Annotated in this window: 21 protein-coding genes and 4 pseudogenes; 16 read left to right on the forward strand and 9 right to left on the reverse strand. The window is 66.9% G+C overall.

The annotated features are described in order from the left end of the window. Positions 1–375: 375 nt before the first annotated feature. Positions 376–963: pseudogene (locus tag ABH933_RS16295) on the reverse strand (class I SAM-dependent methyltransferase); the annotation flags it as partial. Between the two features lie 167 nt (positions 964–1,130). Continuing rightward, entirely contained in the window at positions 1,131–1,571 is a 441-nt protein-coding gene (locus tag ABH933_RS16300; protein ID WP_429428039.1) for a helix-turn-helix domain-containing protein, read from the reverse strand. A 275-nt stretch (positions 1,572–1,846) separates the two neighbouring features. Here ABH933_RS16300 and ABH933_RS16305 point away from each other — a divergent pair, with 275 nt between their 5' ends. The 3 genes and pseudogenes from ABH933_RS16305 to ABH933_RS16315 all read left to right on the forward strand — a co-directional run. Then, entirely contained in the window at positions 1,847–2,263 is a 417-nt protein-coding gene (locus tag ABH933_RS16305) for a nuclear transport factor 2 family protein (protein ID WP_429428041.1), read from the forward strand. A 121-nt stretch (positions 2,264–2,384) separates the two neighbouring features. Further along, on the forward strand, positions 2,385–2,771 hold the full coding sequence (locus tag ABH933_RS16310) for a hypothetical protein (RefSeq protein ID WP_429428043.1): 387 nt from the start codon (positions 2,385–2,387) through the stop codon (positions 2,769–2,771). 68 nt (positions 2,772–2,839) lie between these two features. Beyond that, positions 2,840–3,200, forward strand: a pseudogene (locus ABH933_RS16315) (DNA-3-methyladenine glycosylase I); the annotation flags it as partial. Positions 3,201–3,248: 48 nt separating this feature from the next. Here the strand turns inward: ABH933_RS16315 and ABH933_RS16320 are convergent. After that, positions 3,249–3,854 (reverse strand): TetR/AcrR family transcriptional regulator, encoded by a 606-nt coding sequence (locus ABH933_RS16320; protein WP_429428045.1) that lies wholly within the window; start codon positions 3,852–3,854, stop codon positions 3,249–3,251. 76 nt (positions 3,855–3,930) lie between these two features. Between ABH933_RS16320 and ABH933_RS16325 the strand changes: the two genes are divergently transcribed. Continuing rightward, on the forward strand, positions 3,931–4,494 hold the full coding sequence (locus tag ABH933_RS16325) for a maleylpyruvate isomerase family mycothiol-dependent enzyme (RefSeq protein ID WP_429428047.1): 564 nt from the start codon (positions 3,931–3,933) through the stop codon (positions 4,492–4,494). A gap of 16 nt (positions 4,495–4,510) precedes the next feature. Here ABH933_RS16325 and ABH933_RS16330 read toward each other — a convergent pair whose 3' ends face one another. Continuing rightward, a complete protein-coding gene (locus ABH933_RS16330; protein ID WP_429428049.1) occupies positions 4,511–5,062 on the reverse strand; it encodes a TetR/AcrR family transcriptional regulator in 552 nt (183 codons plus the stop codon). Between the two features lie 102 nt (positions 5,063–5,164). Here ABH933_RS16330 and ABH933_RS16335 point away from each other — a divergent pair, with 102 nt between their 5' ends. Next, positions 5,165–6,598: a DHA2 family efflux MFS transporter permease subunit gene (locus ABH933_RS16335; RefSeq protein WP_429428051.1), complete on the forward strand. Its 1,434-nt coding sequence runs from the start codon at positions 5,165–5,167 to the stop codon at positions 6,596–6,598. A 49-nt stretch (positions 6,599–6,647) separates the two neighbouring features. Here the strand turns inward: ABH933_RS16335 and ABH933_RS16340 are convergent, their stop codons facing one another. Next, complete coding sequence (locus tag ABH933_RS16340) at positions 6,648–7,526, reverse strand: LysR family transcriptional regulator (RefSeq protein ID WP_429428053.1); 879 nt, start codon at positions 7,524–7,526, stop codon at positions 6,648–6,650. Between the two features lie 83 nt (positions 7,527–7,609). Between ABH933_RS16340 and ABH933_RS16345 the strand changes: the two genes are divergently transcribed. From ABH933_RS16345 to ABH933_RS16360, 4 genes are all read left to right on the forward strand, one after another. Next, positions 7,610–7,885 carry a YciI family protein gene (locus ABH933_RS16345; protein WP_429428055.1) on the forward strand — a complete coding sequence of 92 codons (276 nt, stop codon included), beginning with the start codon at positions 7,610–7,612 and terminating at the stop codon, positions 7,883–7,885. A 116-nt stretch (positions 7,886–8,001) separates the two neighbouring features. Continuing rightward, entirely contained in the window at positions 8,002–9,477 is a 1,476-nt protein-coding gene (locus ABH933_RS16350; RefSeq protein WP_429428057.1) for an alpha/beta fold hydrolase, read from the forward strand. 430 nt (positions 9,478–9,907) lie between these two features. After that, positions 9,908–10,246 carry an MmcQ/YjbR family DNA-binding protein gene (locus tag ABH933_RS16355; protein ID WP_429428059.1) on the forward strand — a complete coding sequence of 113 codons (339 nt, stop codon included), beginning with the start codon at positions 9,908–9,910 and terminating at the stop codon, positions 10,244–10,246. A gap of 114 nt (positions 10,247–10,360) precedes the next feature. Then, positions 10,361–10,831, forward strand: a complete 471-nt coding sequence (locus ABH933_RS16360; protein ID WP_429428061.1) for a hypothetical protein — start codon at positions 10,361–10,363, stop codon at positions 10,829–10,831. A gap of 357 nt (positions 10,832–11,188) precedes the next feature. Here the strand turns inward: ABH933_RS16360 and ABH933_RS16365 are convergent, their stop codons facing one another. Continuing rightward, the gene (locus tag ABH933_RS16365) at positions 11,189–11,944 is read right to left on the reverse strand and encodes a (R)-mandelonitrile lyase (protein WP_429428063.1); all 756 of its coding nucleotides are present in this window, start codon (positions 11,942–11,944) and stop codon (positions 11,189–11,191) included. A 238-nt stretch (positions 11,945–12,182) separates the two neighbouring features. After that, positions 12,183–12,953, reverse strand: coding sequence for an alpha/beta fold hydrolase (locus tag ABH933_RS16370; protein WP_429428065.1), 771 nt, complete (start codon positions 12,951–12,953; stop codon positions 12,183–12,185). Between the two features lie 142 nt (positions 12,954–13,095). On the opposite strand from ABH933_RS16370, the gene ABH933_RS16375 reads away from it, so the two are divergent. Next, positions 13,096–13,941, forward strand: a complete 846-nt coding sequence (locus ABH933_RS16375; RefSeq protein ID WP_429428067.1) for a helix-turn-helix transcriptional regulator — start codon at positions 13,096–13,098, stop codon at positions 13,939–13,941. A gap of 174 nt (positions 13,942–14,115) precedes the next feature. Here ABH933_RS16375 and ABH933_RS16380 read toward each other — a convergent pair whose 3' ends face one another. Then, positions 14,116–15,555, reverse strand: coding sequence for a DHA2 family efflux MFS transporter permease subunit (locus ABH933_RS16380; protein ID WP_429428069.1), 1,440 nt, complete (start codon positions 15,553–15,555; stop codon positions 14,116–14,118). Between the two features lie 83 nt (positions 15,556–15,638). After that, complete coding sequence (locus ABH933_RS16385) at positions 15,639–16,001, reverse strand: nuclear transport factor 2 family protein (protein ID WP_429428071.1); 363 nt, start codon at positions 15,999–16,001, stop codon at positions 15,639–15,641. Between the two features lie 124 nt (positions 16,002–16,125). Here ABH933_RS16385 and ABH933_RS16390 point away from each other — a divergent pair, with 124 nt between their 5' ends. The 6 genes and pseudogenes from ABH933_RS16390 to ABH933_RS16415 all read left to right on the forward strand — a co-directional run bounded on the left by ABH933_RS16390 (position 16,126) and on the right by ABH933_RS16415 (position 22,381). After that, the gene (locus ABH933_RS16390; RefSeq protein ID WP_429428073.1) at positions 16,126–18,894 is read left to right on the forward strand and encodes a helix-turn-helix transcriptional regulator; all 2,769 of its coding nucleotides are present in this window, start codon (positions 16,126–16,128) and stop codon (positions 18,892–18,894) included. Positions 18,895–19,063: 169 nt separating this feature from the next. Continuing rightward, the gene (locus ABH933_RS16395) at positions 19,064–19,303 is read left to right on the forward strand and encodes a hypothetical protein (protein WP_429428075.1); all 240 of its coding nucleotides are present in this window, start codon (positions 19,064–19,066) and stop codon (positions 19,301–19,303) included. Positions 19,304–19,340: 37 nt separating this feature from the next. Continuing rightward, a pseudogene (locus ABH933_RS16400) lies at positions 19,341–19,871 on the forward strand (IS630 family transposase); the annotation flags it as partial. Beyond that, complete coding sequence (locus ABH933_RS16405; RefSeq protein WP_429428077.1) at positions 19,855–20,502, forward strand: group II intron maturase-specific domain-containing protein; 648 nt, start codon at positions 19,855–19,857, stop codon at positions 20,500–20,502. The pseudogene ABH933_RS16400 and the gene ABH933_RS16405, both read left to right, overlap by 17 nt. A gap of 95 nt (positions 20,503–20,597) precedes the next feature. Further along, positions 20,598–20,942, forward strand: a pseudogene (locus tag ABH933_RS16410) (IS630 family transposase); the annotation flags it as partial. Between the two features lie 665 nt (positions 20,943–21,607). Then, positions 21,608–22,381 (forward strand): reverse transcriptase N-terminal domain-containing protein, encoded by a 774-nt coding sequence (locus ABH933_RS16415; protein WP_429455042.1) that lies wholly within the window; start codon positions 21,608–21,610, stop codon positions 22,379–22,381. Positions 22,382–22,428 lie beyond the last annotated feature (47 nt).

Consider the following 22,428-nt stretch of genomic DNA (forward strand, 5'->3'; position numbering starts at 1 on the left):
CCGTATAACAGCCTTAACCTAGGTGTTATACGCGGCCGTATAACAGGAGGTCTGGATGTCCAGGAAACTCTCCGAGACCGAGCACACCGACCGCCCGTGGCGCATCCATGAGTTCACTCCTGATTTCCGGGTTGAGGATGTGTGGGCGTTTCGAACTCCCGGTGCCGGCCCGGGCGATTTCCGCGTTATGCGCGACGCACTCCTGGCGAACTGCTAGGCCCCGGGGGGATTTGAACCGACACCAGCCGACCTGAGCGTATGTCGCCAATCCCGCCAGGTGACTTGTGGCCTCAGTCGGCTGACCTGCATAAACCTTGTTGTCGGTTTGTGCCCTCGGCGGGGCACATCGAACATGGGAACGGGGATGACCTGCGGTCATCGGTTGGTCAGTTGGTGGTCGAAGCCAACTACCCGTTGTCGTAGGTGAAATGCCGCAGTTGGTGGATGTCGTTTTCCGGCAAGGTCCTCCCATTGCACCCGCTCGATGTCGTCCACCTCGAGGCCTATCGAGCCGGCCAGCTCGCGCAGCCGATCGGGGGTGCCCAGCTCGCCGTGCGGGTCCGGCAGCGGGATCCCTTCGGCTTCGGCGGTCTCGCCCGCCAAGCGGTTGACGCTGACGCCCTGGGCTGCCGGGACGGTGAACACGATCGCCGCCTCGAGACGGGCGGCCCGGATCCATTCCCGCACTGCGGCGGGGGCGTCCATGTAGGGGAGGTCGGAGACACACAGGACGAGGTCGAAGCGGTCTGTGTCGAACGGGAGCCGGTGGGCATCGGCGCGCGCGTAGAAGCAGTTGCCGGGCGAGCGCTCGACGGCAGCCTGAATCATGCCGAGTGAGATGTCCACGCCGATTACGCCGCCGTTTCTGCCCGTCAGCGGCGCGGCCTCCCGTGCGGCCAGCCCCGTTCCAGTGGCGACATCGAGGACCCACGCGCGTGGGCGCGGTGCGGCCGAAGCGGACGGCTTCTTGCGCCAGCCACCGGTGGTGCAGGGTGTTGGCGTCGTACGTTGCTGCTCGTCGGTCGAACTCCGCGCTGATCCGCTCTGCGTCTCGTGGCACCTCCTACCGGTGCCACACGAGCGCGAGGATCACCCGCGTCTGGTCCAGTTGTTCGCCGACGCAGCTCCGCTCATGTACGCGGTCGTCCGTGGGTGTCTCTGGTGGGTATGCCGCGCTCGCGTAGTTTGGCCAGGACGGTGGAGTGTTCGACACCAAGGTGTCTGCCGACTCGGGCCAGTGACCAGCCCAGCTCGTACAGGTGGAACGCCTCGTCGATCTGCTCGGGCGAGAGTCCTCTGCGGCGCATCGATACTCCCTGACGGTGGAGGATCTGGCTGACTGTCCGGCGTTCGATACCGAAGTGAACGCCCAGTTGGTACACCGTGGCTCCGCCTTCATAGCCAGCGATCAGTTCGGCGATCTCGGCAGTATCGAGTTGACGTGCGCGCCGGGCTTTGGGCTGATCAGTGGTCTGCGGCGCGGGCGCGTTGGGGTCCGGTAGCTTCCGGATCATTCCCTCCAGTGCTTCTACCTGGTGTTTCGTGTTGTAGTAAGCTCCCCCAAGCTCCACTGGAACGGTCGGTCCATCATATTTGGTACACCGACCGTTTTCGTAGATGTTGGTGAGTGTGACTTTCCCCGTGGTCTGTCCGCCCGCCTCGGCAGTGTTTGATGCATCGACTGGGCCGCAAACCATCGGTCGAGTACGAAACCGAGGCTGCGGCGTTGGAATTCGGTGGGGGGCGCGGCCCGCAGTCGCTGAAATTCATGGCAGTGGTCGTCGCAACGGACGCGGCGGCTTATTTCCGCCAGCGTGGATGGTCGGTGTCGACGACGATCGAGAGCATGACAACGGATGCGATGACGGCGCTGAGAGGCTTCTATGCGGCGGAGGCCGCCTACCTTACCGAGGGGGCCGGGTTCGAGGAGATGGCTCGGTATCTCGCACCGGATGTCGTCATGCATCAGGCATCGAGCCTGCCTTACGGCGGCCGGTGGCGCGGGCACGAGGGAATCCGAGGATTCCTCGCCGCCATGGGAAACAGTTGGGACGGCTTGTGGTTCGACGAGCAGCAGTTCCTCAGCGAGGACGACCGGATCGTGGTCTACAGCAGTGGCAAGCTGCGCGCCCGGCGCACGGGCCGGATTTTGGAAACGTCGCTGCTGCAGTGGATCCGGTTCTCCGACGGTCTGATCGCCGAATTTCGACCTTACTACCATGACACCTCGGCAGTCCTGGTTGTTCTGGCCGAGAACGGCTGACCCGTGATCGGCAGTGGCCGTAGGCAATCGGCCCTGCGCGGCTTGCCGCCCGGACCACTGCCACCGACGCCGAACTGGCCACGATCATCGAACTCGCCCGGCGCCGGGCGCTCGCGTCATCATGATCGGTTCCGGTCGCACACCGGCGGCGCTGGCCACCGCCGCGGCACTCGCGACCCGGTGGTGGGACGCAGGCGGGCAGGTCGCTGACGCCGTCACCTGGCCGGAAGCCGCAGCGTCCTGGCTGCGTCAGGCCACTCGCTTCGCGGCCGCCGCAGCGGACCTGTGGGTGATGACCGGACCGGCGACCGGCCGGGGCCAGATGACCCGGCGACTGCTGTGGTCGACATCCTGGACCCCGCGCCTCACCCTCGGTACCGCGAGCATCGGCACCCCACAGGCGTTGCAGCTGGTGGGCGGACATCATCTCGACGAACTCGTGGGCGCGCATGCCGACGGCATGGCCTGGGTCGTCGCCGAGGGCGTTGTCCGACCGCTGACCGTCTGAACCACGAGGACACCATGACCAGCGACAACACATCGACCACGGCGACCACCGACCCCGGAGTCGTCCAGCCCGACATCGTCGCCGACTACACCGCCGCCGACGTCGACAGGCGCATGAGCAACCCCGCGATCGTGCGCAACCGCTGCAAGATCGAAGCCACTATAACCAATGCCCGCGCCACCATCCGGTTGCGGCAACAGGGCGGCCTGTCCCAGCTGATCTGGTCCCACAAACCGGCGACCACTCCCATGCCCCATACCTTCGCCGAGATCCCCACCGAATCCAGCTACTCCCGCGCCCTCGCCAAGGAACTACGCCGCTGCGGGTTCGCCTTCGTCGGCCCGACCACGGTTCGCGCTCATGGAAGCGATCGGCGTGGTCGACACCCACCTCGTGGGTTCGCACCGCCGCGGCAGCTCTGGTGTCTGGCTCGACCAGACGCGACGGGTCGCCGCACCGTGGGCCCGAGGTGGCGTGTTAGGTCGCCGGGAGTCCGGCTGCGCTGCGCATTGCCGCGCGGCCGCGTGCCGGGGCGGTGGGGTCGGCCAGTAGTTGGACTTCTTGGTTCACGGCCATCGAGATGCCGATGAGGGCGGTGGCGATCTCGTCCGGGGGGCGCTGTGGTTGCGCCGTTTCTGCTTGTGCGGCAGCTACTTCGGCGGCGATGACGCCGCGCCAGTTGATGACTGTGGCGCTGAGCCGATCGCGCAATGGGCCCGGTCGGCTGTCGAGTTCGGTCGATGCGGCGGTGACGAAACATCCTCCCGGGAACGGGCAGTCGGCGAGGTAGTCGATCCAGATATCGATCAGCCGGGCCAGGCGGGCCGTGCCGGGGGGTAGGTCGGCGAGCGGGTCCACGACGGCCGCCCGGAAGATCTGCCCGGCATGTTCCAACGTGGCGATCTGCAATTCCGCACGCGATCCGAAGGGGCCGATGACACCCGCCTTGCTCATCCCCAGCCGGTCGGCGAGTGAACCGATCGTCAACCCTTCCAACCCGATTCGTGAGGATTCGTCGACGGCGAGTCGGATGATCCGTTCCCGAGTGCGGGCGGCGTCGACGAGGGAGCGGCGCGGAGACATACGGTCACTATAGCGTCCGATCGTTCGCTATAGTGTTTAGCGAACGATCGGACGCTAATTCTGGAAAGAGTGGACCATGAGCGATCTTCTGCGACTTGACGCGACCGCCCTCGCTGTGATCGGCCACGATGTGGCCGTCCTCGCCGACGCCGACCTCGCGCTGCCCACGCCGTGTATCGGGTGGACCGTCACCGACCTGATCAACCACATGAACGAACGGCACGAAGCCGTCATCACGACCGTCTGTGCGCCGCTCGACGACGAGGCGGCCGATCCCCGCGACGGCTTCGCCCTCACTGCCGCGAGATGGGTTGTGGCAATGCAACTTTCGGGAGAGGTGGTGAACCTGCCGCAGTCCGGCCCCTTGACGACCGAGCTGGTGCTCTCGGTCCACTTCGTCGACATGCTCGTGCACCGCTGGGATCTGGCGCGCGCACTGGGCCGTCCCTGCCCGGTCCCGGACCGGCTCACCGCTCTCGCGCTGCCGATCGCTCGGTCGATCACCGCGCCGGGCAGTCGCCTCAACGGCCCGAACGGCGTCTACCACCCGCGGCTCGAGGAGGATCAGGCGCTGCCCGCGATGGACAATATCGCAGCGCTGCTGGGCCGCGATCCGAACTGGCAGCCGGACCGGGCGTGAGCCCGCCAACGTCGAGTCATTTTCCGGGTGTGTCGGGTGCGGCGAGGTGTCGCATCAGCCTGCGCAGTTGTTCGCGGCAGTAGTGTTCGAATTCCGGTGAGCCGGGCTCGGTTCCGGTGGAGCGCAGTATCGTTCGCGGCAGCATGACGGGTGCCAGGACCATGCCCATGACGGCCATACGGACGAAGGCCGGGTCGAGATCTGCGGCGATTTCGCCCCGTTCCTGGGCGTGGCGCAGGTTGGCGAGGTCTGCTTCGACGGTGGTCTCGTCGTCATCGATGTCGGTGTCATTGCCGGTCAGGCCGCGCCAGATCATCAGCCGCGCCGGCCGCGTGTCTGCCAGGCCGGCACTCAGATAGCGGACTGCCACCTCGTCCAGTGGTAGGGCGGGGTCGGCGAACTCGGCCTCGATTTCCGGCCAGCTGCGCTGAACCTCCTGGTAGAGGCCCTCTTTCCCGCCGAAGTAATACGCGATCAACTGCTTGTTGACGCCGGCGCGGTCGGCGATGTCCTGGATGCGGGCACCGTCGAACCCCTTCTCGGCGAACTCGTCCAGGGCCGCGTTCATCAGGGCCTGCCTGGAACGCTCGGCATCGCGCCGGCGCTCGTCGGGATTCGGCGCGCGCCGCGGGCGACGCGCGGCACTGCCGTTTCCAACCTTTCCGATGACGTGACCGATCAGCCGGGCCTCTCACCACAGGCGCGCCGGGCCATCGTCGTCGTCCTTGTCGGGGCGATCCTCGCCTTCCTCGATGCCACGATCGTGAATGTCGCCCTGAAGTCGCTGTCCGCGAAATTGGACAGCTCGCTCGATTCGATCCAGTGGATCGTCACCGTCTATCTGCTGACACAGGCCGCGGTATTGCCGGTCACCGGCTGGGCCGCACGGCGGGTAGGCGCCAAACGCCTCTACGTCGCCGCATTGCTGTTGTTCACGCTCGCATCGGTCGCCTGCGGCCTGTCCGGCAATGTCGGCGAACTGATCGCCGCCCGCATCGCCCAGGGGATCGGCGGCGGCGCGATGATCCCGGCGGGACAGATCATCCTGGTCACCGCCGCGGGTCAACGGGGGCTGGCGAGAGTCATGGCGGCCGTCGGCATCCCGATGGTGCTGACCCCGGTGTTCGGGCCGACCATCGGCGGCCTGCTGCTTGAACACGCGGGCTGGCAATGGATCTTTCTGATCAATGTGCCGATCGGTCTGATCGGGCTCGCATTGGCGGTTCGGCTGCTGCCCGCCGATCAGCGCACCGAACCGGCCGGGCCGCTCGACGTGCTCGGGTTCGCGCTGGTCTCACTCGGCGCGATCGGTCTGACCTATGGGCTCGCGGAGGTGAGCGCGAAGGGCATCACCACACCGCAGGTGCTGCTGCCGCTGCTGGCCGGAACCGCCTTGACGGCAGGGTTCGTCGTGCGCTCGCTGCGGGTGCCGCATCCTGTGCTCGATGTCCGGCTCTATCGTGACTTGATGTTCAGCTCGGCCTCTCTCGCGACCTTCGTGTTCGGTGCCGCGACCTTTGGCGGGATGGTGTTGATGCCGTTGTACTTTCAGCTGGTCCGGGATCAAGACGCCGCGCACACCGGCATGTTGCTTGCGCCGCAGGGCGTCGGCGCCGCGATCGCCATGGCACTGTCGAGTCGGATCTTCGAAAAGATTGGTAGCCGGGTCTGTGTCATCGGTAGCGTGGTCGGCATTGTCGCCACCGTGCCGTTCATGCTGATCAGCGCCGATACCCCCTACTGGCTGCTGGGCGCGGCGATGACGGTGCGCGGCCTCGGCATCGGGCTCGCGGTCATGCCCGCGATGACCGCCGCGCTACGGACGCTGCGACCGAACCAGATCAGCGACGCCACACCGCAACTCAACGTCATGCAGCGAGTCGGCGGATCGATCGGGACCGCCGTTTTCGTTGCCGTTCTCCATCAACACCTGCAAGGCAACGAGACTCGGCACACCGACCAGGCGGCCGCATTCGCCACCACCTTTTCCTGGGTGTTCGCGGCGGCGATAGTCGCCGCGCTGCCGACCGTGGTGATGGCCGTTCTGGAGCGGCGATCGAAGCCGGACCTGCCGGCCGCGGATCCACAGCCCGTAGCCGAATAGGGCGAAGGCCCCTGACTCCCCCGCCGAGGCGAACACTCGCGACACGACGTCACGGATGGTCTTCGGCATCGGGTGCCAACAGCCGGGCCCAGATGGTGTCGGCGCGGGCGACCAGGGCGAGCTGCTCGTGTGGCGCATCGGGTTCGATCGCGCGCCACACCAATTCGGTGTCGTCGGCGACGAGCGCGCGGGGGCGCAGGGCCACCAGGTCGCGGTGGGTGAGCAGGGCGTGGCGGAACAGGGTGTGGGTGGCGTGGTCGTCGATGGTGATCGACGGTGTCCAGCCGTTGGCGCGCAGGCGGGCGATGATGGCGGCGGCGTATCCGGGTGCGCGGGTGGGGGAGAACCACAGCAGGCGCAGTCCGGTCAGTTCGGTCCAGGTAAGGGTGGGGCGGTCGGCGAGGGGATGGCGTCGATCGAGCACAAGTCCGAGCGGTTCGTCGCTCACGATGCGGGTGACGAGGCCGGTGTCGTCGATCGGCGGGCGCAGGACACCGAAATCGATTCGGCCGCTGCGTAGTAGGTCGGCTTGCCGGTGGGAGTCGGCGGGTCCGAAGGTGATGTCGAGGGGCCGTCGTGCGGTGGCGATGTCCTGGACCCGGGCGAGTACCGCTTGCGGTACCCCGCGGCACAGCCCGATGCGCGCGTGCAGCGGCTCGTCGCGGACGAGCGCGAGGCCGGCGCGGAGCTCGTCGGTCGCCCGGTGTACTCCGTCGAGGAGGGCCCGCCCGCCACTGGTCAGGGTCATGCCCCGGGGTGTGCGGTCGAAAAGCTTGGCGCCGACGCGTTGTTCGAGTGCTTTGAGCTGCTGGCTCAGGCTCGGCTGGGCGATGCGCAGCCTGGCGGCGGCCTCGGTGATCGTGCCGGCGTCGGCGATCACGGCGAAGTTGCGCAGATGCCGGAATTCGATGTCTGGGATCTCGTCCATTTCTGGCCCTCCACGTGCCGCTATAGGTGAGACCTTATAGCGGCTCCAGGATTTGGTCTTGGCCGAGGCGGGGTGCGCGGCCGTTGGATAGAGACATGTTCCTGATCATGCTGACCTACCAAGCGCCGCTCGAGACGATCGACTCCCTCAAGGACGAGCACTACGCCAACCCCGAGGGTGTTTTCGCGAAGGGGTTGGTCCGGCTGGCCGGCCGCCTGGAGCCGAGAACCGGCGGACTGATCGTCGCCGAGGGCGACCGCAGCGACATCGAGGCTGCGGTCGCCTCGGACCCGTTCGTGCGGACGGGGGCCGCTGCCGTGCAGGTCATCGAATTCCATCCCACTTGGACTGCGGCATGACGGTGCCTGTGGCACTGTTGGTCGGCAACTCGGAGGCAATCGTGGAATCCTACCGTCGCTCCCCGCTGCGAGGACCCACACCTGATGTCGGAAGCACCATTGGCTAGGAGATATGTATGACTGCCTCACCCCGCGTGGCGCACCGGTTCGTGGACGTCGAAGGGGTCCGGGTTTTCTATCGGGAGACCGGTCCCGCGGATGCGCCGGTTCTGCTTCTGCTGCACGGTTTTCCGTCGGCATCGCATCAGTTCCGGCGGCTGCTTGACGCGCTCGGCGACCGGTATCGTCTGATCGCCCCGGACTATCCGGGGTTCGGGTACACCGAGGCGCCCGCAGACTTCACCTACAGCTTCGACCGGCTGGCCGACATCGTCGAGGGCTTCGTGACGCGGCTGGGGTTGACGTCGTTCGTGATGTACACCTTCGATTTCGGTGGTCCGGTCGGTCTGCGGCTGGCCACCCGGCATCCCGAGTGGATCGCCGGGCTGATCGTGCAGAACGCCAACGCCTACGACGAAGGGCTGTCCGAGCTGGCTCGTGGCATGATCGCCAACCGTCCCGGCGTGCCCGACGCCGAGACCAACGTTCGCGGGATCCTCGAATTGCCGGTCACCCGTGGTCAATACGAGGGCGGCACCACCGACGTCGAACTGGTCTCACCCGACGGCTGGACCCTGGATCAACACTTCCTGGACCTGCCGGGCCGCAAGGAGGCCCAGGTCGCGCTCGCCTTGGATTACCACTCCAATGTCGCCCGCTACCCGGAGTGGCAGCGGTGGCTGCGCGAGAACCAGCCGCCGACGCTCATCGTGTGGGGTCGTGGCGATGCCTTCTTCCCCGAGGCCGGTGCCCGCGCCTACCTCGCCGATCTGCCCGGCGCCGAGGTTCACCTGTTCGACACCGGGCACTTCGCTCTCGAGGAGAACCTTCCCGAGATCGCCTCTCTCATAGCACATTTCGTCAATGGTTTACAGAAGGATGTTGTGATGAACACCGCCATGAACATCGCAGTCATCGGCGCGAGCGGGAACCTCGGTAGCGCGGTCGCCGCGGAGGCCCTCGCCCGTGGACACCGGGTCACCCGGCTGGATCGGCAGACCGCGGATGTTACGGATCCGGCCTCGATCAAGGACGCGGTCGCCGGCCACGACGCCGTGGTGGCCGCCATCAAGGGACCCGACCACCTGGTGCCGCGCGGCGCTTCGGCCCTGCTGGAGGCACTGCCGGTCGCCGGGGTGCACCGACTACTGTTCCTCGGTGGCGGCGGCAGCCTGGAATACGCGCCCGGACAACGGTTCGTGGATTCGCCGAACTTCCCGGCGCAATACCTGGAGACCGCCCTCGACCAGGGCGCCGCGCTGGAGATCTTCCGCCGCACCGAAACTCCGGTCGAGTGGACGTATATCAGCCCGCCGCCGGTCCACCTGGAACCCGGCGAGCGCACCGGCCACTACCGCACCGAGGCCCGCGACACCCCGATCACCGACGCGCACGGTGAGAGCCGAATCACCGTGGGCGACTACGCTTCCGCGATCGTGGATGCTCTCGAAGCAGGGCTCTTCGTGCGCGAACGCTTCACCGTGGCGTACTGACCGAACCCAGCTGAGATGAAGCGTTTCGTATTGATTCTCGGTGCGTCGACCCCGGACAACCGACCCTCCTGTCCCTTGGCTCGCCGTCCAGGGTTGCGATTTCCGCGCATACCCAGGCCCAGTCACGCTGCTCGACAACACCGTGATCTCTGGGCGCGGAAAATCACCGCCACCGGATGTGTCAACTCCGCCCTGCGCAACCACCGGGCGAGGACCCTCGCTCGCGGCGACGTGTACAAGAAACCCACCCGCTCGCCCGATTCGCCGTGTACGACACCTGGCCCGTGGTCGCCTCAGTTGCGCAATAGTCAACGGAGGCCGATCACTGAAAGATCGAAACCGCAGGTTACACAGTCGACGCCGTCTCGCGCCCTGGGGCTAACAGGCGGATGCGCCCGCGGCCAGTGTCCGATCTGGAAAGATTCGGCGCATGAGTGCCGTTGGGGACGATGTCCGCGCTTTTGCTTTGTCGTTGCCCGAGACGTCTGAGCAGTTCACGTGGGGTATGCCAACTTTCCGGGTCGCCGGCAAACTATTCCTCACCCTTCCGGAGGCCGAAACGTCGGCGGCGGTCCGCTGCCCAATCATCGATCGCGACGAACTCGTGGCCGCCGAGCCGGACAAATTCTGGATCGCCGCACACGAGGCGAACAACGCTTGGGTTCGAGTGCGCCTCGCCGCCATCGACGACCGAGACGAGCTGGAAACCATCGTTCTTGACTCGTGGCGACAGGCCGCACCTCGGCATCTGCTCGATAACGTCGAATGACACCGCTGCCGCATACCGACGCCACGGATCGGGCAAAGCCGCGCTGAAAGCGTGGTAAGCGGCATGAGCGGATGTGGGATGGGTGAATGTCCCGCTTCGGGTTAGCATTCGGACGTGGCAAGAAAGCGGGAAGAGGCAGACCTGATTGCCGAAGGCTTCGAGCGTGTGTATATCGAGTCGGAACGCTACGACGGGCCGCGCGCCGGGGTCGCCGATGTCGAGGGTAAGCCGCACTACTTCGAAGGCAGGGACTTCGACTGGGCTGACGAGATGGACGCGTACTACGTCTGGCCTGCCGGCGAGGCAGCTGTTGCTTGGGAGCTCGAGCAGTGGGCGATCTATGTACGTTGGGATCAGCGTTATCGCGCAGGTGAAGCCGCCGTCGACAGCCATCCTGGCCACGGCGGCATCGATCCCCGCTACGACGAGCTGACCACCCTCCTGACTCCGTACCGTCAAGCTCCCGACAATGCGCGAAAGCTTCTGGCCGAGTTGCAATATGACAGCGGGGATTTCTATCGCATCGGCGGAACGGGTATGTGGTTCCGATGGCATCCGGTCGAGGATGTCAACGCCGAGAAGTGAGTACCGAATGCGGCCGACAACCGTCGGTGTGCGCTCGGTTCCGGGGGAACCCGGCTCGACCGAGCCGATTGCACTGCAATCGGCATGAGCGGATATGTTGAGACGCAGCATGTTTCGTCGTCCGACCGCGCGATATGCGGCAGAAGCGGACGTTCGATGCGGCATTACTGTGCGGTGGGCGGCCGAATCCCGAGTTCGGCTTCGCTTCGGTCCAGCCATCGTCGACACCAGCGGGCAAAGCCCACCCGCGCACCGGCCTGATCTACCAACGGCACGAAACCGCCTTCGTCAGCGGTATTATCGGCCCACATCTGGCCTCCCGACTCCCCACTCACGACAAGCACCTCGCGGAGTGGGCTATCGGACTTCGGGGAAGACCAGTTCGGCGTTCACGCCATCGGCGAGCAGGAAGTACCCGAGGAACGTGACGCCATCCGCTTGGGCGTCGAAGCGTGCGATGCGCATACCCTCGGGCTCGTAGAACACGTCGCCGGCCTCGAGCCTGGTCTCGGGCTCACCCTCGATCTGGTAGATCGCCGAACCCGACTCGATGTTGCCGAAGACCGGCCCGTTGTGGATATGCAGCCCTGCTGCGTGCCCGGGAGCGATGGTGATCCGCCGAATCTCGACGCGCTCGGTGGCCAAGACCGCGGGCAGCTTCTGATCGATGACGATCACACGGCTCGTTCGGGGTGTCGGTTCGGCCTGTTCTGCACCTTCACCGCCGTATTCGGCGTCCGTCACGACCTGAGCGAACTCCGCCGTCCGCCCATCCGCCGGCAGCTCTTCTACGGCCACATGGGTCATCGCGCTGTCGGGTGCTGCACCGTGCCAATGCCACTCGCCGGGCTCGATCCGTACAGTGTCACCGGCGCGGATGGTCTCGACCTGTCCTCCGCGGCGCTGCACGAGCCCCGTGCCGTCGGTCACTACGAGCACCTGCCCGACCGGGTGACGGTGCCAGCGTGTGCGGGCACCCGGCGCGAAGTGAACGCTGTCGACCTGCGTCCGTGACGGCGCGGCGGGGGCGGCGAGTTCTTCGATGCGGGCGTCACCAGTGATCCACTCGGATGATGCAGACACGCTGGTGTGCGGTGCGCGGTATATACGCATGCTTTCGGGCTTCCTTCGCAATTTCTGTGTTGTTCGATGTTCAGCGGACGGTATGGCTGTCGAGCAGCGCAGGACCGCCTCGACCGTCGGCCCGAAAGGAGTTGCGCTGCCTACGGTACGGGCGAGGACGTACCCGCCTCGAAGTGTGTTCGAGTGCAGTGCCCCGGACCGGCGGGCTGTGAACTCGGTCAAGACACTCGAGAGGCCGACCCGCGGAAGGACCTACGGACAGCAACGCTCAGTCGATGAAGTCGCGCAGGAGCTTCGCGAACTCGGTCGGCCGCTCGGCCATCACGATGTGCCCGCCGTCGATTTCCGCATATGTAGCACCCGGGATAACGGCCGTCAGCTCGCGGGAATACTCCGCGGAGACCAGTACGTCGCGGCGGCACCCGATCACCAGTGCTGGTACCTGGATCTGCGGCAGCAGGTCGCGGACGTCCAGCTGCAGGGCGAGATCGATCTGCCGGAGCCTGCCGGGCTCGGGCCGGTAGGACGTTGCGAGCTCTGCCACGGCCGCCGGGTCGAGCGATTCCAGATACGCACGACTGAAGGCGATCAGCATCGTGTATTGGGCGAAAGCCGCCGCGTCATCGGCGAGATCGCGCCAGAGGGACAACGCCTGGCGGATGTATTCGTCACCCTGCCCGGTCCATCCCGAGACCAGCACCAGGCGGCGGACCAAGTCGGGCCGGACTGCAGCGAGCCTGGCGACCACCGCGCCGCCCATGGAATGCCCGACCACGTCGGCGGGCCCCTGCCCGAGATCGGAAATCACGGCGGCGACCTGCTCGGCGAGCAACTCGACGGTCAGTGCGCCCCCGTCGTCGCGCGCCGCATCGCTGCCCGAAAGATCCGGCAGCACTATCGTTCTGGTTTCCGTGAACGTCTCGGCCACGCGATCCCAGCCCTGCGAGCCTCGGCTGCCCCCATGTACCAGGACCAGCGGTCGGCCCGCGCCCAGCACGCGGTACGGCACCCGCGCGGCACCCACTGTGATCTCCCGCATGACTGTCTCCCTTCGTAGAACTGATAGCCACAGACGTTGCCAGGATCTGGTGGCGATGAGCAGAGGAGCGGATTCCCTAGGATCGGCACTCTCAGTCGACGCGCCGCGAACCGCCCGGTGCGCTGTAGATGGAGGAATGACAATGGACAGGGCCAAACTGGCGGACTTCCTCCGCCGTTCCCGCGAGCGGCTCCAGCCTGAGCAGGTCAGCCTCGCCGCCGGGCCGCGGCGCCGCACACCGGGCCTCCGCCGCGAGGAGCTGGCCCAGCTGGCCGGAGTATCGGCGGACTACGTGATCCGGCTCGAGCAGGCGCGTAGCTCCCAGCCCTCGACCCAGCTCCTGGCCGCGCTCGCGCGAGCGCTGCGGTTGACCGAGGACGAACGAGATCACCTTTACCTGCTGGCAGGCCACCGCCCGCCTGAAGGACCACGCGCCGGATATCAAGTCCGCCCCGCACTGCTCTACCTGCTCGACCGGCTGGGCAATACCCCGGCCCAGATCATCACCGACCTCGGTGATCTGCTCGCGCAGAACGCCCTTGCCGAGGCGCTGTTCGGGTGCGTCTGCAACATCGACGAGCAGGACCGCAATATCGTGTGGCGCTGGTTCACCGACCCACACGTACGCGAGGCGTACCCCGCACAGGACCACGACCACCTGAGCCGCGTGCGTGTCGCGGACCTGCGTGCCGCCGCGACACATCGCGGCTACGATCGCCCCGCGACCGCGCTGATCGAGCGGCTCGAGGCGGCCAGCGAGGAGTTCGCCGCCATCTGGCACCAGCACGAGGTTGCCAGGCGCCGCAACCACCACGTGCGCGTCGTGCATCCTGCCGTCGGGACCGTCGAATTCGACTTCGAGATGCTGCAGACGCAAGCCACCGACCAGCGCCTTCGCCTCTTCACACCGCCGCCCGGATCCACCTCTGTCGAAGCTCTCGAGCTCCTGCGTGTCGTCGGCCCGGAGACCGCCCACCGCAGTCACTGATCGGGAGCCCCGCACGGCCCACAGCACTCGCTGCGGGTCGGCGAAGACCGACAGCCGCCCCCTCCACTGCGCCTGCCACCTCGACGCCGCACCACGCCGGCGAAGTACGACGAAGCGACCGAGCCGAGACTGTCCGGCTGGTCGCTTCGCGAAGTTCCCGATCTGGGGACTCTGTCATTCGGCGGTTCTCGGTAGCAGCTGGACCAGGGCGACGACCAGGACTCCGAGGCCGATCAGCAGCTCGAGGCCGAGGCCGAAGGCGTGCGGAAAGCCACCTGCGGCCCGGTGGGCGTCGAGGGCGTGGTAGAAGACGACTCCGATGATCGCGACCCCGATCGCACCGCCCGCCTGCTGCGAGGTGGACAGCACCCCGGAGGCCGCGGCCGCCGCCTCTGGCTCCACGCCGGCCAGCACGATCGCGGGCAGCGGGGCCATCACGAAGCCCATACCCGCGCCGGAGATCAGCAGACCAGGGATCAGCCAGCCGACGCTGCCGTGGGCGCCGATCTCGTCTGCGGTCACCGCGAGCAGGGCGTAGCCGAGGGCTACAACCGCGGCGCCGAGGGCGAGCACCTGACGGCCCAGGATTTCGGCGACCTTGCCCGACATGGCCGAGGCGACGAAGTAGCCGACGCCCAGCGGCAGAAAGATGAGGCCGGAGCTCAGCGCTGTCAGTCCGCGACCGTTCTGCAGATACAGGGCGAGGACCAGGAAGAACGAGGCCATCATCATCGAGTAGACCAGGCTGGCGGCCATCCCCGCGCTGAATGCCCGCTGGCGGAACAGGCTCAGCTGGATCAGCGGCGAACCACCGCGGACACCGAGCCGGTGCTGGGAGTAGACGAATCCGCCGAGCAGTGGCACGGCCGAGGCCAGGCACAGCCAGGTCCACTCGGGCCAACCCTGCTGCCTCCCCTGCACCAGCGGCAGCACGATCGCGACCAGGCCCAATGCCACCAGCACGGTGCCCACGAGGTCGAGCCGGGCGCCGGCCGCGGCCTTCGACTCCGGGATCAGGCGCGGCGTCAGCAGCACCGCGACCGCGCCGACCGGCACGTTGATCAAGAAGATGGATCGCCAACCCATCCCGGCGATGTCAGCGTCGATCAGCACACCGCCGATCAGCTGCCCGAACACGCCACCGAACCCGATCGCCAGCCCGAAGGCATTGAAGGCCTTGGCCCGTAGCTCGCCGGTGTACACAGTGTTGATGATGGCGAGCACCTGCGGCATAAGCAGTGCCGCCGCGAGCCCCTGCACAACTCGGGCGCCGACCAGGATTCCGGCGTTGGGCGCAATGCCACAGGCCAGCGACGCGAGGGTGAACAACGCCATTCCGGCGCCGAACAGTCGGCGACGGCCGTAGAGGTCGCCGAGTCGTCCCGACGTGATCAGTCCGGCGGCCAGCGCCAATCCGTATCCGGCCACGATGAATTGGATCTGCGACGAGCTGGCGTGCAGGTCGGCCTGGGTGGCGGGCAGCGCGACGTTGACGATGAAGAAGTCGAGGGTGGTGATGAAGATCCCGGCGAGCAGGACGGCCAAGGCAGCCCACGACGGGCGGCCGACCTCCCGCTCCTGCGGCCCCGCGGTGGGGGCGACGGTGGTGCTCATGTCTGCTGTGTTCCTCTCGTGCTGAATGAGATCGGACCGCCACCCCGGCCGTGACGGCCGGGGCCGGTCCATGGGGTCGACCGTCAGGCGGGGACCTTGTCGAGGAAGCCGTGCACCTTGCTGATCCGGCCGTGCTCGTCCAGCACCGCTACGTCGAAGCCGACGACCAGGGCCTCGCCGCCCGCCGGGCCGAGGTTCCAGGTGAAGCGGACGATGTTGTGGTGGGCATCGACCGGACCACCGAGGCTGAACTCCAGCCCGGCGAACTGGCCCTGCACCGCGGCGATGGTCGCGTCGATCGCGTCGCGGCCCTCGGCGACCCCGATCGGGTCGGTGTAGGTGCAGTCCGCCGCCCACAGCTCGTCGATCGCAGCGCGGCGGACAACAGCGTCCGTCTCGTTCCAGGTCTGCAGGTACTCGGTGACGAGGTTGTCGTGCTCGGTCATGTCGTTCTCCTTGTTCGGCGCTTTCTTGCTGATCAGAACGCTACGGAGACTGCGAGATCCGGGAATCGGGCATGCTTAGGTATTTGGTTCGATCGGAATCGAAGGACATAGGTAACGTTCGTTGGTGCTACAAGGACGCGAGACGGAACTGTCGGTCGTAACGGGATTGATCGAGCGAGCCCATAACGGTGCCAGCGGCACCCTGGTATTGCGGGGCGAACCGGGGATAGGCAAGACCGCGCTGCTGGCCGAGGCGGTGGCCAGAGCAGACGGCTTTCGTGTCATCCGGGTGACCGGCGTCGAGACCGAGGCCGAGCTGACGTTCGCGGGCCTGCACCTGCTGCTGCGATCCGGACTCGACCGCCTCGACGCGCTACCGCAGGTCCAGGCCGACGCGTTGGGCAGTGCCCTGGGCCTGACCGCCTCAGCGGTGACGCCGGACCGCTTCCTGATCGGACTGGCCGTGCTGTCGTTGCTGTCCGAGCTGGCGTCCGAACAGCCGCTGCTCTGCGTGGTCGACGATGCCCAATGGCTGGACAAGAGTTCGGCCGACGCGCTGCTGTTCGCGGCCCGCAGACTCGACTCCGAGGCCATCGTCGCGCTGTTCGCCACCAGGACCGAGGGCGACTTCCGAGCCGACGGGCTCGCGGAACTGCCGCTGACCGGGCTGACAGCGTCCGCTGCGGTGAGCCTGCTCGACGACTGCGACCTGCCCCAACAGGTGCGCTACCGCATTCTCGCCGAGGCGGCGGGAAATCCACTCGCGCTGCTGGAACTGCCCCGCGCCGTCGCAGCCGACGCCGCCGGTCTGCGCGGCGTCGACGCGGATCCGCTGCCGCTGACCGAACGACTCCGCCGCGCCTTCGAAGGACGGCTCACCGTCCTGCCCGCAAGCGCTCGCACCGCGCTGCTGATCGCGGCGGTGGAGGGCGCGGGCGACCTGGAGGTGATTCTGCGGGCCGCCGTCGAGTGCGGCGCGTCGAGCGACGACCTCGACGCCGCCCGCGAAGCCGGACTCGTCGAACTTTCCGGCGGCACACTGACATTCCGGCATCCCCTCGTGCGGGCCGCCGTCCATCGCGCCGCCGCGCTGTCCGCGCGCCGTGCCGCGCATCGTGCGGTAGCCGCCGCCCTCGACGGCCCCGAGGTCGCCGATCGTCGCGCCTGGCACCTCGCCGCCGCCACCGAAGGCCAGTCCGAAGAGGTGGCAGCCGAGCTGGAACGGACCGCGGCGCGCGCGCAAGAGCGCAACGGAGCCGCAGGCGTCTGGTACGCGCGCGCCGCCGACCTGTCCGCCGACCCCGCGGACCGGGCCCGTCGTCTGACCCTCGCCGCCGAGGCCATGGCACAGTCCGGCGAGCAGGATCATGCCGTCGAGCTGGCCGAACGCGCCCTCCGCCTGCTCGATGGCACCGAATCCGCCCTGTTCGCCGATCCGGCCGAGGCGGACACGCTCGCCACCAGGCTCGCCCAAGTGCGGGCGACCACCGATTTCCTGAGCGGCGATTCCGCATCCGCTCATCGACGCATGACCGACGCCGCTGCCCGGGTCGCCGCGACGGATCCGGCGCTGGCGGCCACACTGCTGATCGAGGCGATACACGCCGCCTGGTACACCGGCCCCGACGAACTCGCCGACGCCGTCGGACGGCTGGAAGCGCTACCGTTGGACCCCGACCAGCGCCCCGCGCCGCTGGCCCGGCTGTTGATCCGGGCCGTGTCCCCGGTCATCGGCAGACCTGCCGGCGAGGCGGCCGAGACCGATCAAGCCGTTGCGGCCGCGGTGGCCGCAGCGCAGGACAACGCCGCCGACCTCAGCCTGGTAGTGATCGCGGGTGTGGCGCTGCTCCTGGGACGGGACCGGATCGCCCAGCGCCTCGCGGTCGACCTCGCCGCACAACTCCGTCGCCGAGGACTCATCGGGTCCCTGCCCGGCACACTGTTCTACGCGGCGACCGCACAGCTCTACGGCGGGCGGGTCACCGAGGCTCGACAGACCGTCGCAGAGGCCGTGGACCTCGCCACGGCGACCGGCCAGCAGCACTGGCTGGCGCAGTTCGCCGAGTTGCAAGCCATGCTGGCGGCCATCGAAGGCGACGAGACGCGGGTGGCGGATCTGATCGCCACAACCAGAGCGCGCCGCAGCGATATGGCGTGGCGGGCGCCATGGGCCATCTGGGCGGCCGGGCTGGTCGACCTGGGATCGGGGCGCGCCGAATCGGCACTGAACCGGCTGGTCGAGCTGGACGGCGGGCGGCGCGGTTTCCATATTCCGGCCACACGCTCAACCCCCGATCTCGTGGAGGCCGCAGTTCGAGTGGGCCACACCGAGCATGCGGCGGAAGGACTGGCGCTGCTCGAGAAGTGGGCCACCCACACCGGACAGCCCTGGACGGCGGCTTTGGTGCATCGCGGCCGGGCCCTGCTGTCCACCGACGACAAGGCCGAGTACCACTTCCGGACGGCCCTGACACTGAGCGACGCGGAAGACCGGCCATTCGAGCACGCCAGAACCCAGCTACTGTTCGGCGAGTGGCTCCGCCGTGCAAAACGCAAGGCCGAGGCCCGAATTCACCTGACCGCCGCGCGGGAAACCTTCGACCGACTGGGCGCGGTGCCGTGGGCGAGGCGCGCGGACAACGAACTCACCGCCACCGGAACCTCGGCCACCCGGTCCGGCCCCGCCGACGATCGCGCCGTCAGTCCCGCCGCCGCCGTCCTGACCCCGCAGGAACTGCAGATCGTGCGCCTAGCCGCGCAAGGCCTGTCCAACAAGGACATCGCCGCCCAACTGTTCCTGAGTCCCCGCACCATCGGCGCACACCTCTACAAGGCCTACCCCAAGCTCGGCATCCTCTCCCGCACCGAACTCCCCCAAATCCCCCTCCACTGAACCCAGGCCCGGGCGACCCCGAGTCGTGTCCTCGGCGAATCGCTGGAACGCTTCGGGTGAGAGGTCGACGAGTAGTTGGAACAGATCTGTCGACCCATCTGGGTCGGCATCGTCCAGGGGGAACTCGATCGTGCCGTGGTGCCACTGATCATCCGACATCTCCCGCCACATGCAGGCGGTGACGGCAGGCACGCCGTCGTGGGTGAACGCCGGCTCCTCCAGGCAACTCGTGGCGATCCTTCGCCAGCACCGAAAGCGGCAGTTGGAGGAGAAGTTCAAGGCCGGAAAGGACTGGAAGAAAACGGATCTGGTATTCACGACCGAACCGGGTCGCCCGATCGAACTCCGGAACATGAATCGGATATTCGCCGCATTGTGCAAGAAGACTGGGAATCCATTGAATAAGTGAGTTGTAGGGTTGTCCGGTGGCACGGACGGGTCGGCCGGTGGCCGAGGTGGTGTTGACGGGCGAGGAGCGGCAGACGCTCGAGCGGTGGGCGCGGCGAGCGAAGTCGTCGCAGGCCCTGGCGCAGCGATGCCGCATCGTATTGGGTTGCGCGGCAGGAAAATCCAATAAGGAGGTGGCGGCTGAGTTGGGGATCTGGCCGCAGACGGTGGGTAAGTGGCGCAACAGGTTCGTGGCACGGGGTATGGAGGGCCTGGTCGACGAGCCGCGACCTGGTGGCCCGCCGACGATTACCGATGAGCAGGTGGAGTCGGTGCTGGTGGCGACGTTGGAGCGGCAGCCGGCTGATGCCACGCACTGGTCGCGGACGTCGATGGCCGCCGAGAGCGGATTGAGCAAGTCGACGGTGGGCCGGATCTGGCGCGCGTTCGGGTTGCAGCCCCATCGGGTCGACGAATTCAAGGTCTCGAACGATCCGCAGTTTGTCGACAAGGTGCGTGATGTGGTCGGGTTGTATCTGAATCCGCCGGAGAAAGCGCTGGTCCTGTGCGTGGATGAGAAGTCGCAGATCGTGTGCCACGAATGCTGAAGGAGGCGTTGATGTAGGCGCTTCTGGAAACAGTGCTGTGCATCGATACTGCGATGACGTGGTTGTCCACTGCCGCAACGAGATCCAGGCGCACCGAGTGCGTCAGGCGATCGCCGAGCGGCTGGCCGCATGCGGGGGTCTGGAGCTCCATCCCCAGAAGACCCGCATCGTCTACTGCAAGGACAGGAACAGGCGTGGCTCGGCTGAGCACACGTCGTTCACGTTCCTGGGGTACGGGTTTCGTGTCCGCAGGCTCCGGACGAAGCGGGGGGACTATTTCTTCGGCTTCAATCCGGCTGTCAGTGACGAAGCTGCCAAACACATCCGGGCGCAGATCCGCCGCTGGCGACTGCACTTGCGCAGTGACACGACCTTGGAGCAGCTCGCCCGGGAGATCAACCCGGTCGTGCGGGGCTGGATCAACTACTTCGGGCGCTTCCATCGGTCCGCGTTGTTGGTCAGCCTCAACCGCATCAACGACTATCTGGTGAGGTGGCTCGTCCGCAAGTACAAGCGGTTCAAACGGAAACGAGCGAGGGCTCGCGAGGCCCTGGCCAGGCACGCAAGGATCTGGACAGGCCTGTTCGCCCACTGGAAGCTCGTTAAGCCCTAACCGCGAGCGACTGGACGATGGGAGCCGTGTAAACCGAGAGGTTTACGCACGGTTCTGAGAGCGGCGGCGGGTGAGACTCCCGCCGCCGACTTACCCAGGCCCTGGACCGGTCGGCGCCGGTGCTGCCGATGATGCCGGGCATGCCCGAGCGACGCACTCACGACTACATCCGCCACGGCATCACCACCCTGTTCGCCGCGCTCAACATCGCCAACGGCGAGGTGATCGGCGAGATACACCGTCGCCACCGCGCGGTCGAGTTCAAGAAATTCCTGATCACCCTCGATAAGCAGGTCCCCGCCGAACTCGACATCCACTTGATCTGCGACAACTACTCCACCCACAAGGCGCCCGCGGTCGCGAAATGGCTTGCGGCACATCCACGTTTCAACATGCACTTCACACCCACCTATTCGTCGTGGTTGAACCAGGTGGTGCGACACGAAGTCGCATGAGTAACAGTGGAACTCGTAGAAGGAGGGATCGGCCGATGCCGATAACGTAGTTCCCGATCCCGTGCGCGTGGATCGTCCCCGCCTCGGCGTGCGTCATGGGTGACCGTGGGGTGCGAAGCCCGAGGGCACGGCCCAAGGACCCTTGTTCCATCCGGGGGTTACAGGCTGGGGAAGACCGGGCGGGTGAATCGCGTGAACCCTCGTCGACGCCTCGTCATCAGCACTTCCGCCGGTGGGATGTTCCAGCGGGAGAATAGGGGCCGTTCGTTGTGAGACGACAGGTGCCGTCCGGACGAATTTGGCCGGGCGGGTGCGCACCACCGTCCCCGGGGTACAGAGGGCACCCAATCCGGTCGTGTCTGTCTCATGCGGAACGTGACAATCCCGATGCGGTCCAACCTCTTTCGAGGTTGGTAGGCCGACTGTGAGGAAGGCTGAATTCCGCAGCGGGGGCAGGATGGCTCGAGAAGCGAATGCCGGTGGGCCGAAAGGCCGTAGGAAACCGGGTGCCGCGCAACCAGTTCCTCCGCTGGTGGTGCCCGCATAACTGGCCGGATAGGGGCGGCTGCCCCGACCTGAAAGGGTGCTGACGCGAGCCGGGTGAGCCTGCGGAGTTCCAATGACCGAATCGTCAGAACTCGAGGGGCAAGTTGGACACCACGCTGCTGGTGAACGGACCCGGAGACCCGGTCCTGGATTGGGATAGTGTGCGCTGGCGCACGATTGAGGACCAGGTACGGCGGTTGCGGCAGCGGATCTTCGCGGCAACACAGGTAGGGGACCTGAAGAAGGTCCGGAATTTGCAGAAGTTGATGCTTCGTTCCCGCGCGAACGCACTGATGTCGGTGCGGCGGGTCACGGAGATCAATGCGGGCCGCAAGACCGCCGGGATCGACGGCGAGGTGGTGACCGATGCGGAGCAGAAGACCGAGATGGTCGACTGGTTGCAGCATCGCACCGCCGCGTGGTCGCCGCGACCGGTCAAGCGGGTGTTCATACCGAAAAGCAATGGGCGACGCCGCGGGTTGGGGATTCCCGTGATCGCCGACCGGGCACTGCAAGCGTTGGTGGTCAATGCGCTGGAACCCGAGTGGGAGGCCCGGTTCGAACCCCGATCTTATGGGTTCCGGCCGGGCCGGGGATGCCACGACGCCATCGTGGCCATCCACACCACCGTCAGCCGCACCGACTCTAAACGCGTGTGGATCCTCGACGCTGATCTGGCCGCCGCGTTCGATCACCTCGACCACGGCCACATCGTCGGCTCGCTAGGCACGTTCCCCGCCCGGGGACTGGTGCAGCAGTGGCTGACCGCGGGCGTGGTCGACCGGGGTCGTTTCGCTCCGACCGAGGAGGGTGCTCCACAGGGCGGGGTGATTACGCCCCCAACGCTGTTGGCAACTTCTGCTTCGATGTCACGCTGACCTACCGTCGGCTGGAGCGTCCTCGACGCCGTACGACGGCGGTGTGA

The sequence above is a fragment of the Nocardia sp. GP40 genome (assembly GCF_050434125.1).
Lineage (GTDB): Bacteria > Actinomycetota > Actinomycetes > Mycobacteriales > Mycobacteriaceae > Nocardia > Nocardia albiluteola.